Origin of the sequence: Bacillus sp. FJAT-45350, assembly GCF_002335805.1 — a bacterium.
GTDB lineage: Bacteria > Bacillota > Bacilli > Bacillales > NISU01 > FJAT-45350.
Genome location: NZ_NISU01000001.1, coordinates 2508069 through 2524048 on the forward strand (window position 1 = coordinate 2508069; position 15980 = coordinate 2524048).

The following is a 15980-nucleotide window of genomic DNA, read 5'->3' on the forward strand; positions in this document are numbered from 1 at the left end:
GTTTACTATAACCCTTGATAAGTGCGTACAACAAATTAATAACAATCACTTTAATAGTTGTGAATTTGTAGTAATTTGTAATGATGCTGGGAGAAAAGGTCCGTTTTGACCTTTTCTCCCAGCATCGAACCTCATAAAAAATTCTTGACACCTTAATTAGTGACCCTCTGCTTGAGGTTAGTAAATTCCTGTTCTAGTTTTTCATCTAATAGTACAGGAGTTCCAACAAATTCTTTCTCGTCTACCATTGATACACGATTTCTTGTTTCCATTTCAAAGATTCGCTCTTCCATTCTTGCAAAACCTTTTTCAGCTTGTTCACTATCAAATTTAACGATTGCCTCATGCATTTTTTCTTTAGTTCGTGCTGCATTTGCTCTCGCAAGTAGAGCATTTTTCTTATCACGTAACTGAGTGAACTTCTCTAACATTGCCTCTAGATTTTCTTTTAAATCCAATACTTCAATTTGATTCTTTTCGGCTAAATCCTTGTAATACTCAGCCTTTTCTTCATATCGTTTCTTTTCATAGAATGCCTTACGAGCTAGTACCTCTTCTCCTGCCTTCAATGCTAATTCAGCCTGTTTTAATCTTTTAGCAGCTAGGAGCTCCATTTCTTGTTGTTGATTTTGAAATTTTGACTCTAACATCATTTGTTTAGTAATTGCTTCTTTTCCTTTGTTAATCTCCTCATCTAAATCACGTAAATACTGGTTTAACATACTTACTGGATTTTCTATTTGATTTAATCCCTCGTGAATTGTTGCCATTGTAATGTCTCGAATTCTTCTAAATACCATTATTTATTCCTCCTAAAATTTTGATTTTATCTTACTAATAAAACCTTATTTTTTCTCCATAATTCTTTCCCACTCATCATCAAATGAGCTTTCAATCTTTGCACCTTTTCCATCAATAATTACTTCTCCTTCGTTTGAATCAGCTTTTTGTACATAAGAAGAGCACTTAATCAAACGATAACCAAAGTAAATGATAGCTCCAGATACGAGTATCCCGATAAAAAGATGAGATTTCCCAATTAAGATAAGTGTACCTAAAGCTAAGACCACACCTCCAAAAAATTTCTGTCCATTCTGGATTTTGCTATAACCATAGATGATTAGTAACGCAGATAATGCTAACCCAATTAATCCGCCTAAATGAATCCCTAAAGTGGAAAGTAATAAGCTTCCACCGACGAATAACAAGAGCAAGCCTACGAGCGCTTTTCCTGACCAGTTCATTCAATATCGCCTCCTTCTGATTTCAGTTTAGGTCCTTTTTGTTTTTCGCAAAACGCTCATAAGAAGGGTTTTCATCTCAGTCTCTAGACTGAATTACAATGTGACACTTTACTGAATTAGTAGTCAGGTTAATATCATTTAAGATATAAATTCGGTATAATTACACTACGATGATAGAATAATGTTTTATTCTTTTACATACACATCAACATGATGAAAGTATGGACTATTACTGGAGGTGCTACATTAGTGTCAGAATTATCAATATGGCTTGCCTTTTTAGCAGGTATCGTCTCTTTTTTATCTCCATGTATTTTTCCGCTAGTTCCTGTCTATTTAGCTCAATTAACAGGGACAAACATTAGTGATAATCAAATCCATGCGGATAGAAAATTGATACTCACGAGAAGTATCGGTTTTATTATCGGGTTCACGACTATCTTTTTACTTTTAGGAGCATCCTCTTCCTTTATTGGACAAATTTTCTGGGAGAATCGTAAGCTTTTTGAACAAATTGGTGGAATTATTATTGTAGTGCTCGGTTTACAAATGTATGGAATTATTTCTATCCGAATGCTAATAAGCGAAAAAAGATTAAAAGACAATCCAAAGAAGTCCTCAAGTTTTGCTAGCTCAGTATTAATAGGCTTTCTCTTTGGTACAGGCTGGTCACCATGTATTGGTCTTGTTCTTTCTTCAATTCTTATACTAGCAAGTCAAGCTGAGACAATGTTTTATGGTATGTTTATGTTGTTTGTCTACTCTATGGGTCTTGGTATTCCATTTTTAATCGTCGCACTTATTTACTCTCGTTCATTAAATAAAATGAGAAAGTTAAACAAGATTTTACCTAAGATTCAGAAAATCAGCGGTGTCATTATGATTATTCTTGGTATTCTTTTATTTACTGGACAATTTGCTGTCATTTCAGCTTATTTAGCACGATTTATCCCAATAAACTTTTGAGAGGTGAGCTATTCATATGAATCAACTGCTTAACAAGGAGTTAGATGGACTATTTCAAGAAATGGTAGAGATTAGGCGTCATTTACACCAACACCCTGAGTTATCTTTTCAAGAAGTAAAAACGCCCGCTCTTATTGCGGAATTTCATCAAAATCTTGGTCATGAAGTCCGTACAAATGTCGGTAGTCGTGGGGTTGTGGCTACATTAAAAGGAGCAAAGCCAGGGAAAACAATTGCATTACGCGCTGATTTTGACGCCCTTCCAATTCAGGATGCAAAGGACGTATCTTATAAATCAACGATAGATGGTGTTATGCATGCATGTGGTCATGATGGACATACAGCCACACTCCTTTGTCTTGCGAAAGCGCTAAATAAAATACAAAAAGAACTGTCTGGTACGATTGTATTCATCCACCAACACGCAGAAGAATACGCACCAGGTGGAGCAATTGAAATGATTAAAGATGGATGCTTAGATGGTGTTGATTACATTTTCGGAACTCACTTATGGGCAACAGAGCCTTTAGGTAAATTACAATATTGCAAAGGTCCAGTTATGGCAGCCGCTGACCGATTTGAAATTACGATTCACGGTCAAGGTGGACATGGAGCGCAGCCTCACCTTACAAAAGATGCAATCGTTGTTGGGTCTCAGCTAGTTATGAATTTACAACAGCTTGTTAGCAGAAAAGTAGACCCATTAAAATCAGCTGTCCTCTCCATTGGCTCCTTTGATGCTAGAAATGCTTTTAATGTTATTGCCAATTCAGCAAAGTTAATTGGGACTGTTCGAACATTTGATGAAGGTGTTCGTGATTTAATGGAAGAAGAAATAAAAAGAGTCGTTGATGGAACATGCTTAGCTGCTGATGTAACAGCAGACTATGAGTATATTCGTGGATACCCTGCTGTTGTCAACCATGACGAGGAAACAGATACACTAGTAGAAATAGTATCGACCATTCCTGACCTAACAGAACTAGAACATATGACTCCTCAAATGGGTGGAGAAGACTTTGCCTACTACTTACAGCATGTCAAAGGTTCGTTCTTCTTTATTGGCGCTAGAAATCCAGAGTGGCAAGTTGCCTATCCTCACCACCATCCTAGATTCGATATTGATGAACGCTCAATGCTGATTGCAGCAAAAGCATTAGGAGAAATTGCGTTACACTATACAAATATCCAATAACTTTAGGAACAAAAACGGCAAAGCGGTCTTTTGTTTAAGTATTTTTTATTTTCCTAAGCCAGAAAAGGGCCGCTCATGATTGAGCGACCCTTTTCATATAAAACTCGTTATCAAACTTTTTGAGAAACATCTCCTAACACACGCAAGCGATATCCATTTATCGCTGTTTCACCTAGTACATCTAAGAAATGATAATTGGCAGCGGCTCCAACGATCGCACCAACCCCAGGTATCAACTGGAGCATTTTTAATAAATCAATATGGTCCCGGTATTCTAATTGAAATTCCTGCCAATTAATGTTCTTTAGATATGTTTTACTATCTGGTAAGGTCTTAACATACTCATTCCAGTTTGTTACAATTTCATATACTTCTTTTCGCTTTTCCACGCTTGAAAAAGCTAATTGAAACAAATAAAGAATATAGAGGCGCTCTCTGTAATCTTTTACATCATAACCATAGCTACTAGCTGTATCAAACAAGAACTTCATTTTAATTCCTAGTAGAAGAGGAAAGTCAGCTAGCCCAAGAAGAATGCCACCAGCTCCAGTACCTGCCCCTTCTGCAGCTGCTGTTTTCTTATATGCGTCTAGCGCTTTTCGAACCTCTTGTTCTCTTTCTTGTAAATTACTGCTTTCTAACGGTGTTTTTTTTGCTGTATATTCAGACCCAACAAGAGTTGCTTGAACCATATTTCTTATACTCGTTGTTATTACTTGGTGAATCTTTGCTGGTATCATTCCATTCATTTTCTTTTGAATTTTTTTTGCATACTTTGCCGTCATCGATTGCTGTTTTGTCATTTTTCTTTTCCATCGCTTTAACTCATCTGCTGCTTGTTGTTCGTAACTATTCATTTATCGACCTTCTCTCTAGAGCTTATTCACAATGGGTGTGTAAAAGATACCTTTAGTAATTCTTATGCGGCTTTCTTTCGCCGATGCACTAATTTATAGCCATATGTATAACTAAAGATAGCACCAATTAGTAAAAGAAGAATACTATTTAGACCTTCCCCAAGAACGAACAAGTAGGCAGATAAAATGATTGTTTTGATGACTAGTAACACAAAAACGACAAATGAAAATGCGGATGTTTTACTCTCTTTTTTTATAGGATATAAGTTCACCCAAATTTTTGTATCATGATGATGCCATAGTGTTGATAATTGCAGGCCGGACATATACAAAAATAACAGAAAGACAAGTAATCGAATAAAACCTTCGGGTACAACAGCTAGTAAAATGGCTGCAATGACTAATAGACGTATGTAAACCCCAAAATAATCATTTGCACGAACAAAAGATTTTATATATAAACGTGAAAACGTACTTCGTTTATTAAACGGAATGAAATCAACGATTGCATTAACCCACATTCTCCTTTTCACTGTAGATCGTAGTTTCGGTACATCTGTAAAAGCATTAGCCACTCGATAAAATAATGTTAACATTCGTTCTTCAACTTCTAGTAAATGCTCCCACTTCAAGCTATGCTTTAAGGACAACTTACGATAATATACTAATGATAATACGACCATCAATACACCGATTGCTGCTAGATAAGTAAAAGATGCCTGTACAAAAAGTAAAAACGTAAAGCTTACATTAATAGCAAAACGCAAACAAGCATGCCAAAAGCGCTCCTGTTGCGATGGAAGCATTTGTTCATACCAGCTGCTATGGACATTCCAAAACTTCACAAACAATAATAGAATTAATGTCATATAATAAACCATTCTTTCATCAACAATCCTCTGGGTAAACAAAGGCCCTAATACAATGAAGAAAAGAATAATAACAAAGGCTTGAAAGATGAAAGAATAAATCAGTGAAGCCCGAAAGTACGATTTCAGCCTAGGTTCTAATGGTAATAAAAATACGAGATCACCATGTTTGACAAATGTCCGCACCGGACTTCTGTTTAAATAAAATGCAAAGAAGAGAGTAAAGAATAATGGCACTGGCGCTGATTCAGGTAGCCAGCTTAAAAACACACTGTAATAATAGCCACCTATAATGATTAGTAAGTAAATCGTAAATAAAAATCCACTGTTTCCGATTAAGCGGAGATAACGTATTGCTTCATTCCAGTACTCTTTTACACGTATATTCCAAAGGTCTTTTACATCATTCATTCTAACTCTTCCTTTGTCACTTCAATATAAATATCATCCAATGTAGCGTTAGACATTCCTAACTTCCTTCGCATTTCTTCTAACGTTCCTTCAAGTACAATACTTCCTTGATGAAGAATAATGAATCTGTCACAATAACGCTCTGCCGTAGCAAGGATATGAGTAGACATTAGAACCCCTGCCCCTTTTTCTTTCATATCCTGTATTAAATCTAAGAATGCTTTAATACCAAGTGGATCTAATCCAACAATTGGCTCATCGACAATATAAAGACGTGGATGAACTAAGAAGGCACAAATAATCATTACCTTTTGTCTCATCCCTTTTGAAAAGTGACTAGGAAACCATTTTTTCATTTTTGTCATATTAAATTGTGCTAATAGCTTGTCTGCTCTCTCTTTGTACAGATTTTCTTCAATACCGTAGGCTAACGCAGTTAGCTCAAGGTGCTCCATCAACGTTAATTCCTCATACAATATAGGAGTCTCGGGTATAAAGGCATAGGATGAACGATACTTCTCAGGATTATCAAAAAAATGTTTACCATTAATTTTAATTGTTCCTTTTTTCGGTTCCATTAAGCCCAATATATGTTTAATTGTCGTACTTTTTCCCGCTCCATTTAATCCAATCAGTCCGACGATTTCATTTTCCTTTATCGAGAAATTCACATTTTCTATCACAGGCTTTTTCGGATGATATCCCCCTACTAAGCCTTCCACTTCTAATATCGTGTTCATTTCACTTCCCGCCTCTTCTAACTTGACTTGTTCTTTCTTATCCTTCTTATTGTAAAGAAAGATTTAGCTTGTGGCAAAAATCTCTTTCCTACATTTTCCGATATTGATCGACTTTTGGTCGATGGTAGGTACCTATTGAGTCACTACACAATCAAAATAAGCTAAAAAGCTAGAAATTCTCCTTAGCTTTTTAGCTTATTTTGTAGATTACTCTTTTATATAGGTAGGCATCGGGGTTTTCGTTGGTGGAGCAAAACCTTCTTTATATGATTCATCAATATATTGACGAATTTCCATTGTACTTACTCCTGCCTCACTCATTTGCATAGAATAATGAGCTGTTTCTAAACAAACTCCGCACTTCATCCCATGATCATCCCATACAACTGAATCGTCTCCACTATGTTCATTAATAAAGCAAGCATATACATCTCTATGACCAACAGTATCACCACAACCACAATAACATGGAATATATTCTAATACATCTTGATGATGTGGAACTCTTTCATAAACAGAAACTATATTTTCATGAACTTCATCCAAAAAGGTAGGAAGTACCTCTATCGATACTGTCGCTTCACGAATATCCCCCATAAAATGGTCATGCGCTGAACCTTCATTACTTGCTTCGTTATAACAACCAGCAAGTGTAAGCATAGCTATAATAAGTAGTAAAATGAGCTGCTTCATAGTCATCTCCCTCTAAATCTATATGTTTACAACTCATATTCTACCATGTAACTAATCACGAGAATAATTCAATTTTGTGAAATAATAAAGGACGGCTTTGCTGTCCTTTATTAAATACAATGTGCGAAGTCGCTGCTTTTCTTGAAGACCCATGACAAGTGGGTTTCTTGTCATGGGTCTTGCAGCGGACGAAGCCATTGCTCTTCTTTGAACACGCTATATGCACTGCGTTCTTAATCCCTTGCGTTGTTCTCCAATAAAAGACCCCAACAAAAAACATCCGCCCAACAATTGTCAGACGGATGTATGTTTAATTAGTTAACCAAACGTCCTTCGCCCCAAAATTCTTTGCGAATTTGGACCTTTTGGATTTTACCAGACGCTGTTTTTGGTAACGCATCAGCAAAAGTAATTGATTTTGGTGCTTTGAAATTGGCTAACTTACTTTTGGCAAATTGAATGACTTCCTCTTCTGTTAAGCTATGACCTTCTCTAAGAACAACAACTGCATGTGGGACCTCTCCCCACTTTTCATGAGGCACAGCGACAACAGCAGCTTCTAGTACAGATGGATGGTCATAAAGAACGCCTTCTACTTCGATTGATGAAATATTTTCTCCACCACTAATAATGACATCCTTTTTACGGTCTACAATATCAATATATCCATTTTCATCTACTGTAGCCATATCCCCTGTATGTAACCAGCCGTTTCGAATCGTTTCCGCTGTTGCTTCAGGGTTCTTTAAATATCCTTCCATTACTCCATTTGTTCTCGTAACAATCTCACCTATTGATGAACCATCATGAGGAACCTCATCTCCATTATCATTAACAACCTTAACTTGAGACCCTATCATCGAGTACCCAGCCTTGGCTTTTAGACGATACTGCTCCTCTTTTGGTAAGTCTAAATGATGAGAGCGAATTTGAGACGTTGTGATTAATGGTGAAATTTCCGTCATACCATATACTTGAATAAACTCCCAACCTAAGTCCTCTTCCACTCTCGTAACAAAAGCTGGTGGCGGAGCCGAACCTGCAATAACAACTCGAACATCTTGCTCAATTTTTGGCTTAGACGCATTGAATTCTTCTAAAATCATATTTAAAACAGTAGGTGCCATATGCATTACTGACACATTATGCTGTTGTATTTTATCAAGAATAAGCTTTGGATCGGCTTTACGTAACATAACTTGTGTTGCCCCATTTGCAGTATAATAAAATGGAGAACCCCAACCATTTACGTGGAACATTGGTAGTATATGAAGTAATGTATCACGATCGGATGTACGTAAATGATGCATTGTACATAAAGCGTGTAAATAATTTGAACGGTGAGTTAATAATACACCCTTTGGATTTCCTGTTGTACCACTTGTATATAACAAGCTAGCAATATCAGTTTCTTCTAGCTCCACACGTTCGAAACTATCTGGAGTATACTGGCTTAACCACTTCTCATAGTTTTCACAACCATCATACTCTTTAGTTGCCCCATGAACTATGATTTTCTTTAAAGTGGTTAACTGATCACGAATCGGTTCAATCAAAGAATATAATTCATAATCTACAAATAAAACCTGACTCTCACTATGATTTAAAATGAATACATAGTCTTCTGGCTTAAGGCGTGTATTTAATGGTGTCATAACTCCACCAACTTGGAATACTCCGTAAAAACCTTCAAGCATTTCAATTGTGTTAGGAGCTAAATACGCCACTTTATCGCCTTTATTTATCTTAAGCGCTTTCAAACCATGTGAAAGCTGATTTACTCTCTGATTTAACTGTGAATAAGTAAATGTTCTAGTATCATCAATTAAGGCTGGCTTATCCCCATACAAACTTACTGCTCTGTCCAGAAAACTTGTTAATACTAATGGTACGTGCATACTAGTTCCTCCTTTTAATACTCTCCCCACACTTATATGTGTTATTATTTAAATTTTCAAAATAATTATAGCATAATTACCAATATCTGTACCCCATCTTTCAACAAAAAAATAAACTGTTTTATAACAAAGTAAAGTAAAGTAAGGTAAGGAGATTACTTCCTATTAAATATGTCACTAGGTTGCAACAAACTTTCTCAAACGTTATTCTAATTATCATAACAAAGCTATAGTAGAAAGGTTGATTTTAATGACATACGAATCAAACTGTATTTTTTGTAAAATAATTAAAGATGAAATCCCCTCAGCAAAAGTATATGAAGATGAGAATGTACTTGCCTTTATTGATATTAGTCAAGTTACAAAAGGGCATACACTTGTCATCCCTAAAGTACATCAGGAAAATATATTTGAGCTTAAACCAGAAGTGGCTGCTCATCTATTTTCAGTTGTACCCAAAATTGCCAATGCGGTAAAGAAACAATTCAACCCAGTCGGATTAAACATTTTAAATAATAACGGTAAAGCCGCTGGACAAGCTGTATTCCATTATCACCTACACCTTATACCACGATACGGCGAAGGTGATGGCTACGGAGGCGTATGGAAGGATCATAGTAGCGAATATACTTCAGAAGATCTTCAACAAATAGCAAAAACAATTAAAGCAGGACTTGAATAAAAATATATCTAATTTCGAAATACATAAGGATATACGTACAGGCAAATTATTAGCCAAACGTATATCCTTCTTTTATTTATCTTTTCCTCAATTCAGATTTCTTTTTATGCTCATCTCTCCCATCACTTTTTTCTCTATCCCTATTCTCTTTTACTATTACTAAAAAGTGTCTTATTTAAAAAATAACGAATCTCTTCACCAATGAATATACTTTTCACATTTTATATACTTGCAATATTATTATTCAATGATAGAATAAATACAAATTTATTAAATATTTAAAAAGTAATAGATACGCTACTTAAATCATGTTACGATGAAACTATCATTTTTAACATTAATGTGTTAAAGAGATAAAGGAGTGGGGAAACCAAATGGAGAGAGCTTATAATTTTAATGCTGGACCATCAGCATTACCACTAGAGGTGCTACAGAAAGCACAAGCAGAGCTTATTAATTTTAATCAATCTGGCATGTCAGTTATGGAATTAAGCCACAGAAGTAAGGATTACGAGGGTGTTCATAACAATGCAAAGCAATTACTTGTTGAGTTGATGGGTATACCTGATAATTATGAGGTCCTATTTTTACAAGGTGGAGCAAGCCTGCAATTCTCAATGATTCCAATGAATCTATTAACTGCTGGTAAAGTAGGAAACTATGTTTTAACAGGATCATGGTCTGAAAAGGCAATTAAAGAAGGAAAGCTAATTGGGGAAACTAAGATTGGTGCTAGCAGTAAAGGAGCACAGTATAACTTTATCCCGAAAGCTGAAGACATAGAAACATCTGAGAATGACGCATATTTACACATTACATCTAACAACACAATCTATGGTACGCAATGGAACCAGTATCCCGTCATTGAAGGTGCAAATTTAATCGCTGATATGTCAAGTGACATCTTAAGTCGATCTGTCAATGTAAAGGACTTCGGAATGATTTATGCTGGAGCACAGAAGAATTTAGGTCCTTCTGGTGTAACTGTTGTAATTGTACGTAAAGATTTAATTGAGCATACTCCAGACAATGTTCCAACGATGCTTCGTTACGATACACATGCTAACTCTAACTCTTTATATAATACACCACCTACTTTTGGTATTTATATGTTAGCTAATGTATTAGAATGGGTAAAACAGCAAGGTGGAACTAAAGGAATTGAAGCTCGTAACATTGAGAAGGCAAACATAATCTATAAGGCAATTGATGAGAGCGATGGCTTCTATACTGGTCATGCAGTAAAAGATAGTCGTTCATTAATGAACATAACGTTTAACCTTCCATCTGACGAATTAAATAAGGCCTTCCTAGCGGAAGCAAAAGAGCGAGGATTTGTTGGTCTAAATGGACATCGTTCAGTAGGTGGTTGCCGTGCATCAACATACAATTCTGTTCCACTTGAAGCTTGTGAAGCATTAAGAAACTTTATGCTTGAATTTAAGGGTAAACAATAGCTTTTATACAAATGACAACAAGCACCTACCGCTACAACTATAACGGAGGTGCTTTCTTGAAAAACTATATTAGATTTCAAATATACTATGAAGAAGCGAGCCAGATAGCTATAATCAGTGAAACTAAACTTATTAATGCTTGTTTCATGCTATAAAAACGCCATTTCTTTTTTTCTGAATCTTCATTAGCTAACCGATAAGCTCGTAACAATGTGTTGGCAGTTCCATATGCGAGTAAAAGGGATATGGTAAATAGCGCAAAAATAAGTCCATTCATAGTAAGTCACCCTCCTTAATCAATACTATGATGGATGAGCATTATTCATGAATAATAATAGGTTAAAATAAAACTAGCATATTGTTAGATAAGGAGGCGATAGTATGTCTAAGAGATCATTGATGTATGGGATAATTGCCGGTGGAGCTATCGGAACTATTTGTGCATTACTTACAACACCTTCATCAGGGAAAAAACTACAAGCTTGTTGTAAAGATGGTTATAAAAAACTTGTAGTAAATTTTGAAAATGCAAAACAGCAAACACTTTTCTTAAAAAAACAAGCAGAAGAAACTGCAAAAATAAGTTCTTCATCAATTAAAACTGTTTCACAAGAACTAAAGGCTTCTGTTGATGAATGGAAACAAGAGGTTGAACCAAACCTTAAACAATTAAAAAATAATATCTCAGAGCTACAAGATACAATAGAGGATTCACGCAAGAGATAAATTAAAGTGTAGATTTTTTTGACAATATAGTGTTTTCTCTTTATTTCGAATTACTTTATTGTCAAAATAAAAAGAAAAAAATTTAAAAGATTATTGGGGGAGAACTATGGACAACAACCTGCCTTACTCCACAAAACAGTCGCTTTTGTTCAGTCACAAAGTTGCTCAGTTAAGTAAAGCTTTATGGAAGTCTGTAGAAAAGGATTGGCAAGCATGGATTAAACCATATGATCTAAATATTAATGAACATCATATCCTTGTTATTGCTTACCAACTAGAGGGAGCTTCTATTTCTGATATTGCTAAATTTGGCGTGATGCATGTATCAACTGCATTCAACTTCTCAAAAAAGCTCGAGGAAAGAGGGTACCTTACATTTTCTAAACGAGAAAATGATAAACGTAATACGTATATTTACCTAACAGATGAAGGAAAAGAGTTATTACTAAAGACACTCGAAGACTATAATCCAAGCAGTTATAGTGTGTACAGTGGTGCACTTCCTATCAAAGACTTATACGGTAAATTCCCAGAATTTTCGGAATTAATGAGTATTGTTCGCCATATATACGGGCAAGATTTTATGACTATTTTTGAAAAGTCTTTGGAAAAGTTTGATGAAGAGTTTACTGACGATGAAGGGCCTTTGAAGCCAAAGAAAAAAGAAGCTGAAATGAGCTAATCACTATACATGAGTACTCGTTCAGCTTTCTTCTATATTATGTTCTATCAATGCCTTAAGTAACACATCCATTAATGAACCGTACAGTGACTGTTGTTGCATTGCTTCAATAACAGCTTTTGGTTTAAGCTTTATTGTAAGCATCCCGACAAAATGAACGAGGAGTGAAGTATGTCGCACGTAGCCTAACTCCCTTTGCTCCTCTAATAGTTCATTTAATTCATTACATAAGATAAACAATTCCTTCATTTCTTCCTCAGTTACACCATTTCTAATCACTAACTGATAAAAAGGAAACTTCGATGTGTCCACCATATCTAATAATAGAGTTTGATAAAACCCTAATCTTCTTACTTGTGCGTCCAACGATTCCACGTCTACTCACCTTCTTCTTGTGAAACATTATCTTCCACTAGTTAAATTTACAATTCGACATGTAATTAATCTTTAATTTTTTTTGTCGAAACTATTGATTTATTATGTAAAACGTCGTAAATTAGTCAAGTCATATTAGTTTGGAGGTGCCTATTGTTTTGAATTGCTTAAAAACAATCAACATAACACGGGAATATGGCGTGTTACGTATAAATCTATTTTCAGTATCCGCGATTATTTTTTCATTCTTACTTCTTTACTTGTTTTTTAGTACACTGTTTCCAACACAAACAGTAACAGAATATGGCATCTTACCTTTGATTATTGGATTACTATTCATTTTACCGATACATAAAGCATTACACTGTATCCCTGTATGGATGTTAGGAAAGAAAGCTTACTTATCCTTTCAAAAGAAACATTCAACTTTATCTGGTATGATCCATTGTTATATTCCTTCTCCTTTATCAAGGAATGTATCTATTATCACACTTTTGTTTCCTGTAATCATTATAACTTTACTTTGTGCAATCGGCGCATACCTTTCACCTGAGCATATGCATTATTTTGTAATCATCTCATCGATTAACATGGGTATTAGCGTATATGATTTTGTGTATGTTTCCCATTTATTTAGGGCTCCAAGAAATTCTTTCATAGAAGATTTTCCTGAAGGATTTCATATCTTAGTCAATCGTACAAATGTTATCTTTACTGAAGGAGAGAGAGAATCTGTATAATTCCCTCTCCTTTTTCATATTTTAGACTGTCCTGACACTTTCATTTAACGAATACTCATTTCAAGTTCAAATTGATCTGTTTGCAAATCAAATTCAATAAACTGAAAGGCAAGACCTTGAGCTTTACCTACTTCACCCATATCCACATAAACTAGTTGCTCTACTGGATAAATTTGTACCCATTCAGGCAAAGTCCCATGGTTGTCTATTAATTGTAGAATTTGATCACTAGGCAATTGAAAGACCGCCACTGACAATGAGTCTACCTTTAGTACAATATTACCTCCCTCAACTACTTCTGGTAACAAACGCATTTCTATAGGGATAGACCTCCCAAGAACGGATATATTACTTTGGAATAAAACACTGGATTCCGTTAACTGAACAGAATATGGACTTTCATTTACCTTTGAAGCAATGACTCTGTTGAGATTCTCTCTTGTTGTCGTAATCGTAAAATGACCTTCTTCTAGGCTTCCATGTTCAACATGAAATGGCTTATCTTCTATAGCCGGAAAAATCCGAGTCAATAGTGAAAGGGAAAGTAATATTACGATAAATAAGAAAGCAACTAATGAAAAAAATGCGAGCTTCCAAGGACTATTTATTTTTTTAATCACAATTACCCTCCTCTTCAATTTAAGAGCATTCCTAGCTATTCTTATCATACTACGAATATTTCCAATTCGTCATTTTAAATTTATAAGTAATTCTCCTATCTTTTTTAGCCAACTTTTGATAAAGTTATTTTAAGTGAAGATGAATTGGAGGCAGACGAATGCTTTTCTTTTATATGATGTTTGCTTTATTTTTTTTATTTATCATTAATTCTATGACTAATGCTCTCTGTTTACAAAAAGAAATTCCTGAAGAGCGGCAGCCAAAAGTGTTTCGGACAATCAATGTGTTAATGACTATTTTATTAACATCAACTTATGTAAAGATTCTTTTTACATAAAAATGAACAGACTCATGTCCCACTTTTAACTAACATTTTACTTGTATATAGAATGGAAAAAAGGATGAAGTGTCAAGCACTTCATCCTTTTTTCTATTGATAATTAATACGTCCAAGACGCACCAATGATAATTAACAAGATAAACAACACAACGATTAACGCAAATCCTCCAGTGTAAGCGTGGCTCATGAATATTACCTCCTATAAATTAGTTTGTTATTTTACTAATGGCTGATATAAACATTAAGCTCATATCACGTTTCTTCACCTTAGCACCATGCAGCACCAACGATGATTAATAAGATAAACAACACAACGATTAACGCGAAACCACCATAGTAAGGAGTAGTCATTTTCTTACACCCCCTCATTTCGTTGTTACTTCATCCTATGCAAACCTGGCTAATACGTACTAGGCTGATAACCTATTTTAACTAACTTATTGATTTTAACCCTACAAAACCCTTGCTCTAGAGGGACTTTCAAAGTTTTTTCCAAATCATATATAAATGTGATATAGTAAAGATTGTGTAAAATGTACATTGATAACAAGAAGATTGAGGAGTGGACAAGCATGAAGAAAAAATTATTATTAACACTTAGTTTAGCAGGGGTAATTGCACTCGCTGGATGTAATGGCAATGCTGCTGAAGATAAAACAATAGTTGAAGTAAACAACCAAGTGATTACTGAGTCAGAATTTGTTGCAGAGTTAAAAGAAAGACACGGTGAGCTTATCCTTCGTGAAATAGTACAACGTCACTTATTACAACAAGAGGCAGAAGCATTAAATATTGGCGAAGACGCTGTAGATGCTGAATTGAACTCTATCAAAGAAGATTTCGGTATAACAGAAGATAGTGAATTACTTGAGCTATTACAAGGTACTTTCCAACTTCCTGTATCGTCAATTGAAGAGTTCCGTGAGCAATATGTGAAGCCACAATTAGTCCTACAAGAGCTTGCTAATGAAGGAGTAGACGTATCCGAGGTTGAAGTCGTAAGAGCAAGTCATATCCTTGTAGAAGATGAAGAAACAGTAGCAGAAGTACTTGAAAAGCTTGAAGCTGGAGAAGACTTTGCTTCATTAGCTGAAGAATATTCTACAGACCCTGGTTCAGCTGCTCAAGGTGGAGATTTAAGCTATTTCACAAGAGGAAAAATGGTTCCAGAATTTGAAGAAGTAGCATTCACTCTTGAGGAAGGCGAAATTAGTGAACCAGTAGAATCTCAATTCGGATACCACATTATAAAAGTTACTGAAAAAGACGTTTCAGTTGATGAGTTACCTGAAGCTCAACGTGCTGAAATCATTCAAGATCAAGCACGTCCAATTGAAGAAGTAATTCAAGAACTATTTGAACAAGCGAATATCGATGTAAAAGACCCTGCATTCCAAAATTTATTCTAATAAAATACTAAAGAAGCCTCCGATACATATCGAGCCCACTGAAAAAGTCCAATCTAGACGATTCGAGAAGTGGTA

Annotated in this window: 20 protein-coding genes and 1 pseudogene; 9 read left to right on the forward strand and 12 right to left on the reverse strand. The window is 35.2% G+C overall.

Features of this window, described 5'->3' with window-relative positions:
- Positions 1-152 precede the first annotated feature (152 nt).
- Positions 153-800 (reverse strand): PspA/IM30 family protein, encoded by a 648-nt coding sequence (locus tag CD003_RS12660; RefSeq protein WP_096201465.1) that lies wholly within the window; start codon positions 798-800, stop codon positions 153-155.
- A gap of 45 nt (positions 801-845) precedes the next feature.
- The gene (locus CD003_RS12665; protein WP_096201466.1) at positions 846-1244 is read right to left on the reverse strand and encodes a LiaF transmembrane domain-containing protein; all 399 of its coding nucleotides are present in this window, start codon (positions 1242-1244) and stop codon (positions 846-848) included.
- Positions 1245-1493: 249 nt separating this feature from the next.
- Between CD003_RS12665 and CD003_RS12670 the strand changes: the two genes are divergently transcribed.
- Complete coding sequence (locus CD003_RS12670; protein WP_096201467.1) at positions 1494-2210, forward strand: cytochrome c biogenesis CcdA family protein; 717 nt, start codon at positions 1494-1496, stop codon at positions 2208-2210.
- A gap of 16 nt (positions 2211-2226) precedes the next feature.
- Positions 2227-3405, forward strand: a complete 1179-nt coding sequence (locus CD003_RS12675; RefSeq protein ID WP_179295539.1) for a M20 metallopeptidase family protein — start codon at positions 2227-2229, stop codon at positions 3403-3405.
- Between the two features lie 110 nt (positions 3406-3515).
- On the opposite strand, the gene CD003_RS12680 is transcribed toward CD003_RS12675, so the two are convergent.
- The 5 genes from CD003_RS12680 to CD003_RS12700 form a co-directional block, all read right to left on the reverse strand.
- A complete protein-coding gene (locus tag CD003_RS12680; protein ID WP_096201469.1) occupies positions 3516-4262 on the reverse strand; it encodes an EcsC family protein in 747 nt (248 codons plus the stop codon).
- A 62-nt stretch (positions 4263-4324) separates the two neighbouring features.
- Positions 4325-5542 (reverse strand): ABC transporter permease, encoded by a 1218-nt coding sequence (locus tag CD003_RS12685; protein WP_096201470.1) that lies wholly within the window; start codon positions 5540-5542, stop codon positions 4325-4327.
- On the reverse strand, positions 5539-6282 hold the full coding sequence (locus tag CD003_RS12690) for an ABC transporter ATP-binding protein (RefSeq protein WP_096201471.1): 744 nt from the start codon (positions 6280-6282) through the stop codon (positions 5539-5541). Before CD003_RS12690 ends, CD003_RS12685 begins: the two co-directional genes overlap by 4 nt.
- A 207-nt stretch (positions 6283-6489) precedes the next feature.
- Positions 6490-6975 (reverse strand): PCYCGC motif-containing (lipo)protein, encoded by a 486-nt coding sequence (locus tag CD003_RS12695; RefSeq protein WP_096201472.1) that lies wholly within the window; start codon positions 6973-6975, stop codon positions 6490-6492.
- 314 nt (positions 6976-7289) lie between these two features.
- Positions 7290-8873 carry a long-chain-fatty-acid--CoA ligase gene (locus CD003_RS12700; protein WP_096201473.1) on the reverse strand — a complete coding sequence of 528 codons (1584 nt, stop codon included), beginning with the start codon at positions 8871-8873 and terminating at the stop codon, positions 7290-7292.
- A 250-nt stretch (positions 8874-9123) separates the two neighbouring features.
- Between CD003_RS12700 and CD003_RS12705 the strand changes: the two genes are divergently transcribed.
- Entirely contained in the window at positions 9124-9555 is a 432-nt protein-coding gene (locus CD003_RS12705; RefSeq protein ID WP_096201474.1) for an HIT family protein, read from the forward strand.
- 374 nt (positions 9556-9929) lie between these two features.
- Complete coding sequence (serC, locus tag CD003_RS12710; RefSeq protein WP_096201475.1) at positions 9930-11012, forward strand: 3-phosphoserine/phosphohydroxythreonine transaminase; 1083 nt, start codon at positions 9930-9932, stop codon at positions 11010-11012.
- Between the two features lie 85 nt (positions 11013-11097).
- On the opposite strand, the gene CD003_RS12715 is transcribed toward serC, so the two are convergent.
- Complete coding sequence (locus CD003_RS12715) at positions 11098-11289, reverse strand: hypothetical protein (RefSeq protein WP_096201476.1); 192 nt, start codon at positions 11287-11289, stop codon at positions 11098-11100.
- Positions 11290-11393: 104 nt separating this feature from the next.
- On the opposite strand from CD003_RS12715, the gene CD003_RS12720 reads away from it, so the two are divergent.
- Positions 11394-11738, forward strand: coding sequence for a YtxH domain-containing protein (locus CD003_RS12720; protein ID WP_096201477.1), 345 nt, complete (start codon positions 11394-11396; stop codon positions 11736-11738).
- 106 nt (positions 11739-11844) lie between these two features.
- Positions 11845-12420, forward strand: coding sequence for an HTH-type transcriptional regulator Hpr (locus CD003_RS12725; protein WP_096201478.1), 576 nt, complete (start codon positions 11845-11847; stop codon positions 12418-12420).
- A 21-nt stretch (positions 12421-12441) separates the two neighbouring features.
- Here the strand turns inward: CD003_RS12725 and CD003_RS12730 are convergent, their stop codons facing one another.
- On the reverse strand, positions 12442-12795 hold the full coding sequence (locus tag CD003_RS12730; RefSeq protein WP_096201479.1) for a DUF1878 family protein: 354 nt from the start codon (positions 12793-12795) through the stop codon (positions 12442-12444).
- A gap of 158 nt (positions 12796-12953) precedes the next feature.
- On the opposite strand from CD003_RS12730, the gene CD003_RS12735 reads away from it, so the two are divergent.
- Positions 12954-13535: a DUF3267 domain-containing protein gene (locus CD003_RS12735; RefSeq protein WP_179295540.1), complete on the forward strand. Its 582-nt coding sequence runs from the start codon at positions 12954-12956 to the stop codon at positions 13533-13535.
- Between the two features lie 44 nt (positions 13536-13579).
- Here the strand turns inward: CD003_RS12735 and CD003_RS12740 are convergent, their stop codons facing one another.
- Entirely contained in the window at positions 13580-14155 is a 576-nt protein-coding gene (locus CD003_RS12740; RefSeq protein ID WP_179295541.1) for a YpmS family protein, read from the reverse strand.
- A gap of 158 nt (positions 14156-14313) precedes the next feature.
- Here CD003_RS12740 and CD003_RS12745 point away from each other — a divergent pair, with 158 nt between their 5' ends.
- On the forward strand, positions 14314-14493 hold the full coding sequence (locus tag CD003_RS12745; RefSeq protein ID WP_096201482.1) for a hypothetical protein: 180 nt from the start codon (positions 14314-14316) through the stop codon (positions 14491-14493).
- Between the two features lie 103 nt (positions 14494-14596).
- Here CD003_RS12745 and CD003_RS12750 read toward each other — a convergent pair whose 3' ends face one another.
- The gene (locus CD003_RS12750; protein WP_096201483.1) at positions 14597-14683 is read right to left on the reverse strand and encodes a YjcZ family sporulation protein; all 87 of its coding nucleotides are present in this window, start codon (positions 14681-14683) and stop codon (positions 14597-14599) included.
- A gap of 80 nt (positions 14684-14763) precedes the next feature.
- Positions 14764-14832: pseudogene (locus tag CD003_RS12755) on the reverse strand (YjcZ family sporulation protein); the annotation flags it as partial.
- 236 nt (positions 14833-15068) lie between these two features.
- Between CD003_RS12755 and CD003_RS12760 the strand changes: the two are divergent.
- The gene (locus tag CD003_RS12760; protein ID WP_179295542.1) at positions 15069-15905 is read left to right on the forward strand and encodes a peptidylprolyl isomerase; all 837 of its coding nucleotides are present in this window, start codon (positions 15069-15071) and stop codon (positions 15903-15905) included.
- Positions 15906-15980 lie beyond the last annotated feature (75 nt).

What these genes read in the sequence shown, in the direction of transcription:
- CD003_RS12690 (WP_096201471.1), bottom strand. Translation starts at nt 6,282, where the DNA reads ATGAACACGATATTAGAAGTGGAAGGCTTAGTAGGGGGATATCATCCG.
- CD003_RS12725 (WP_096201478.1), top strand. Translation starts at nt 11,845, where the DNA reads ATGGACAACAACCTGCCTTACTCCACAAAACAGTCGCTTTTGTTCAGT.
- CD003_RS12745 (WP_096201482.1), top strand. Translation starts at nt 14,314, where the DNA reads ATGCTTTTCTTTTATATGATGTTTGCTTTATTTTTTTTATTTATCATT.
- CD003_RS12715 (WP_096201476.1), bottom strand. Translation starts at nt 11,289, where the DNA reads ATGAATGGACTTATTTTTGCGCTATTTACCATATCCCTTTTACTCGCA.
- CD003_RS12705 (WP_096201474.1), top strand. Translation starts at nt 9,124, where the DNA reads ATGACATACGAATCAAACTGTATTTTTTGTAAAATAATTAAAGATGAA.
- CD003_RS12695 (WP_096201472.1), bottom strand. Translation starts at nt 6,975, where the DNA reads ATGAAGCAGCTCATTTTACTACTTATTATAGCTATGCTTACACTTGCT.
- CD003_RS12680 (WP_096201469.1), bottom strand. Translation starts at nt 4,262, where the DNA reads ATGAATAGTTACGAACAACAAGCAGCAGATGAGTTAAAGCGATGGAAA.
- serC (WP_096201475.1), top strand. Translation starts at nt 9,930, where the DNA reads ATGGAGAGAGCTTATAATTTTAATGCTGGACCATCAGCATTACCACTA.
- CD003_RS12685 (WP_096201470.1), bottom strand. Translation starts at nt 5,542, where the DNA reads ATGAATGATGTAAAAGACCTTTGGAATATACGTGTAAAAGAGTACTGG.
- CD003_RS12660 (WP_096201465.1), bottom strand. Translation starts at nt 800, where the DNA reads ATGGTATTTAGAAGAATTCGAGACATTACAATGGCAACAATTCACGAG.
- CD003_RS12720 (WP_096201477.1), top strand. Translation starts at nt 11,394, where the DNA reads ATGTCTAAGAGATCATTGATGTATGGGATAATTGCCGGTGGAGCTATC.
- CD003_RS12700 (WP_096201473.1), bottom strand. Translation starts at nt 8,873, where the DNA reads ATGCACGTACCATTAGTATTAACAAGTTTTCTGGACAGAGCAGTAAGT.
- CD003_RS12760 (WP_179295542.1), top strand. Translation starts at nt 15,069, where the DNA reads ATGAAGAAAAAATTATTATTAACACTTAGTTTAGCAGGGGTAATTGCA.
- CD003_RS12665 (WP_096201466.1), bottom strand. Translation starts at nt 1,244, where the DNA reads ATGAACTGGTCAGGAAAAGCGCTCGTAGGCTTGCTCTTGTTATTCGTC.
- CD003_RS12750 (WP_096201483.1), bottom strand. Translation starts at nt 14,683, where the DNA reads ATGAGCCACGCTTACACTGGAGGATTTGCGTTAATCGTTGTGTTGTTT.
- CD003_RS12675 (WP_179295539.1), top strand. Translation starts at nt 2,227, where the DNA reads ATGAATCAACTGCTTAACAAGGAGTTAGATGGACTATTTCAAGAAATG.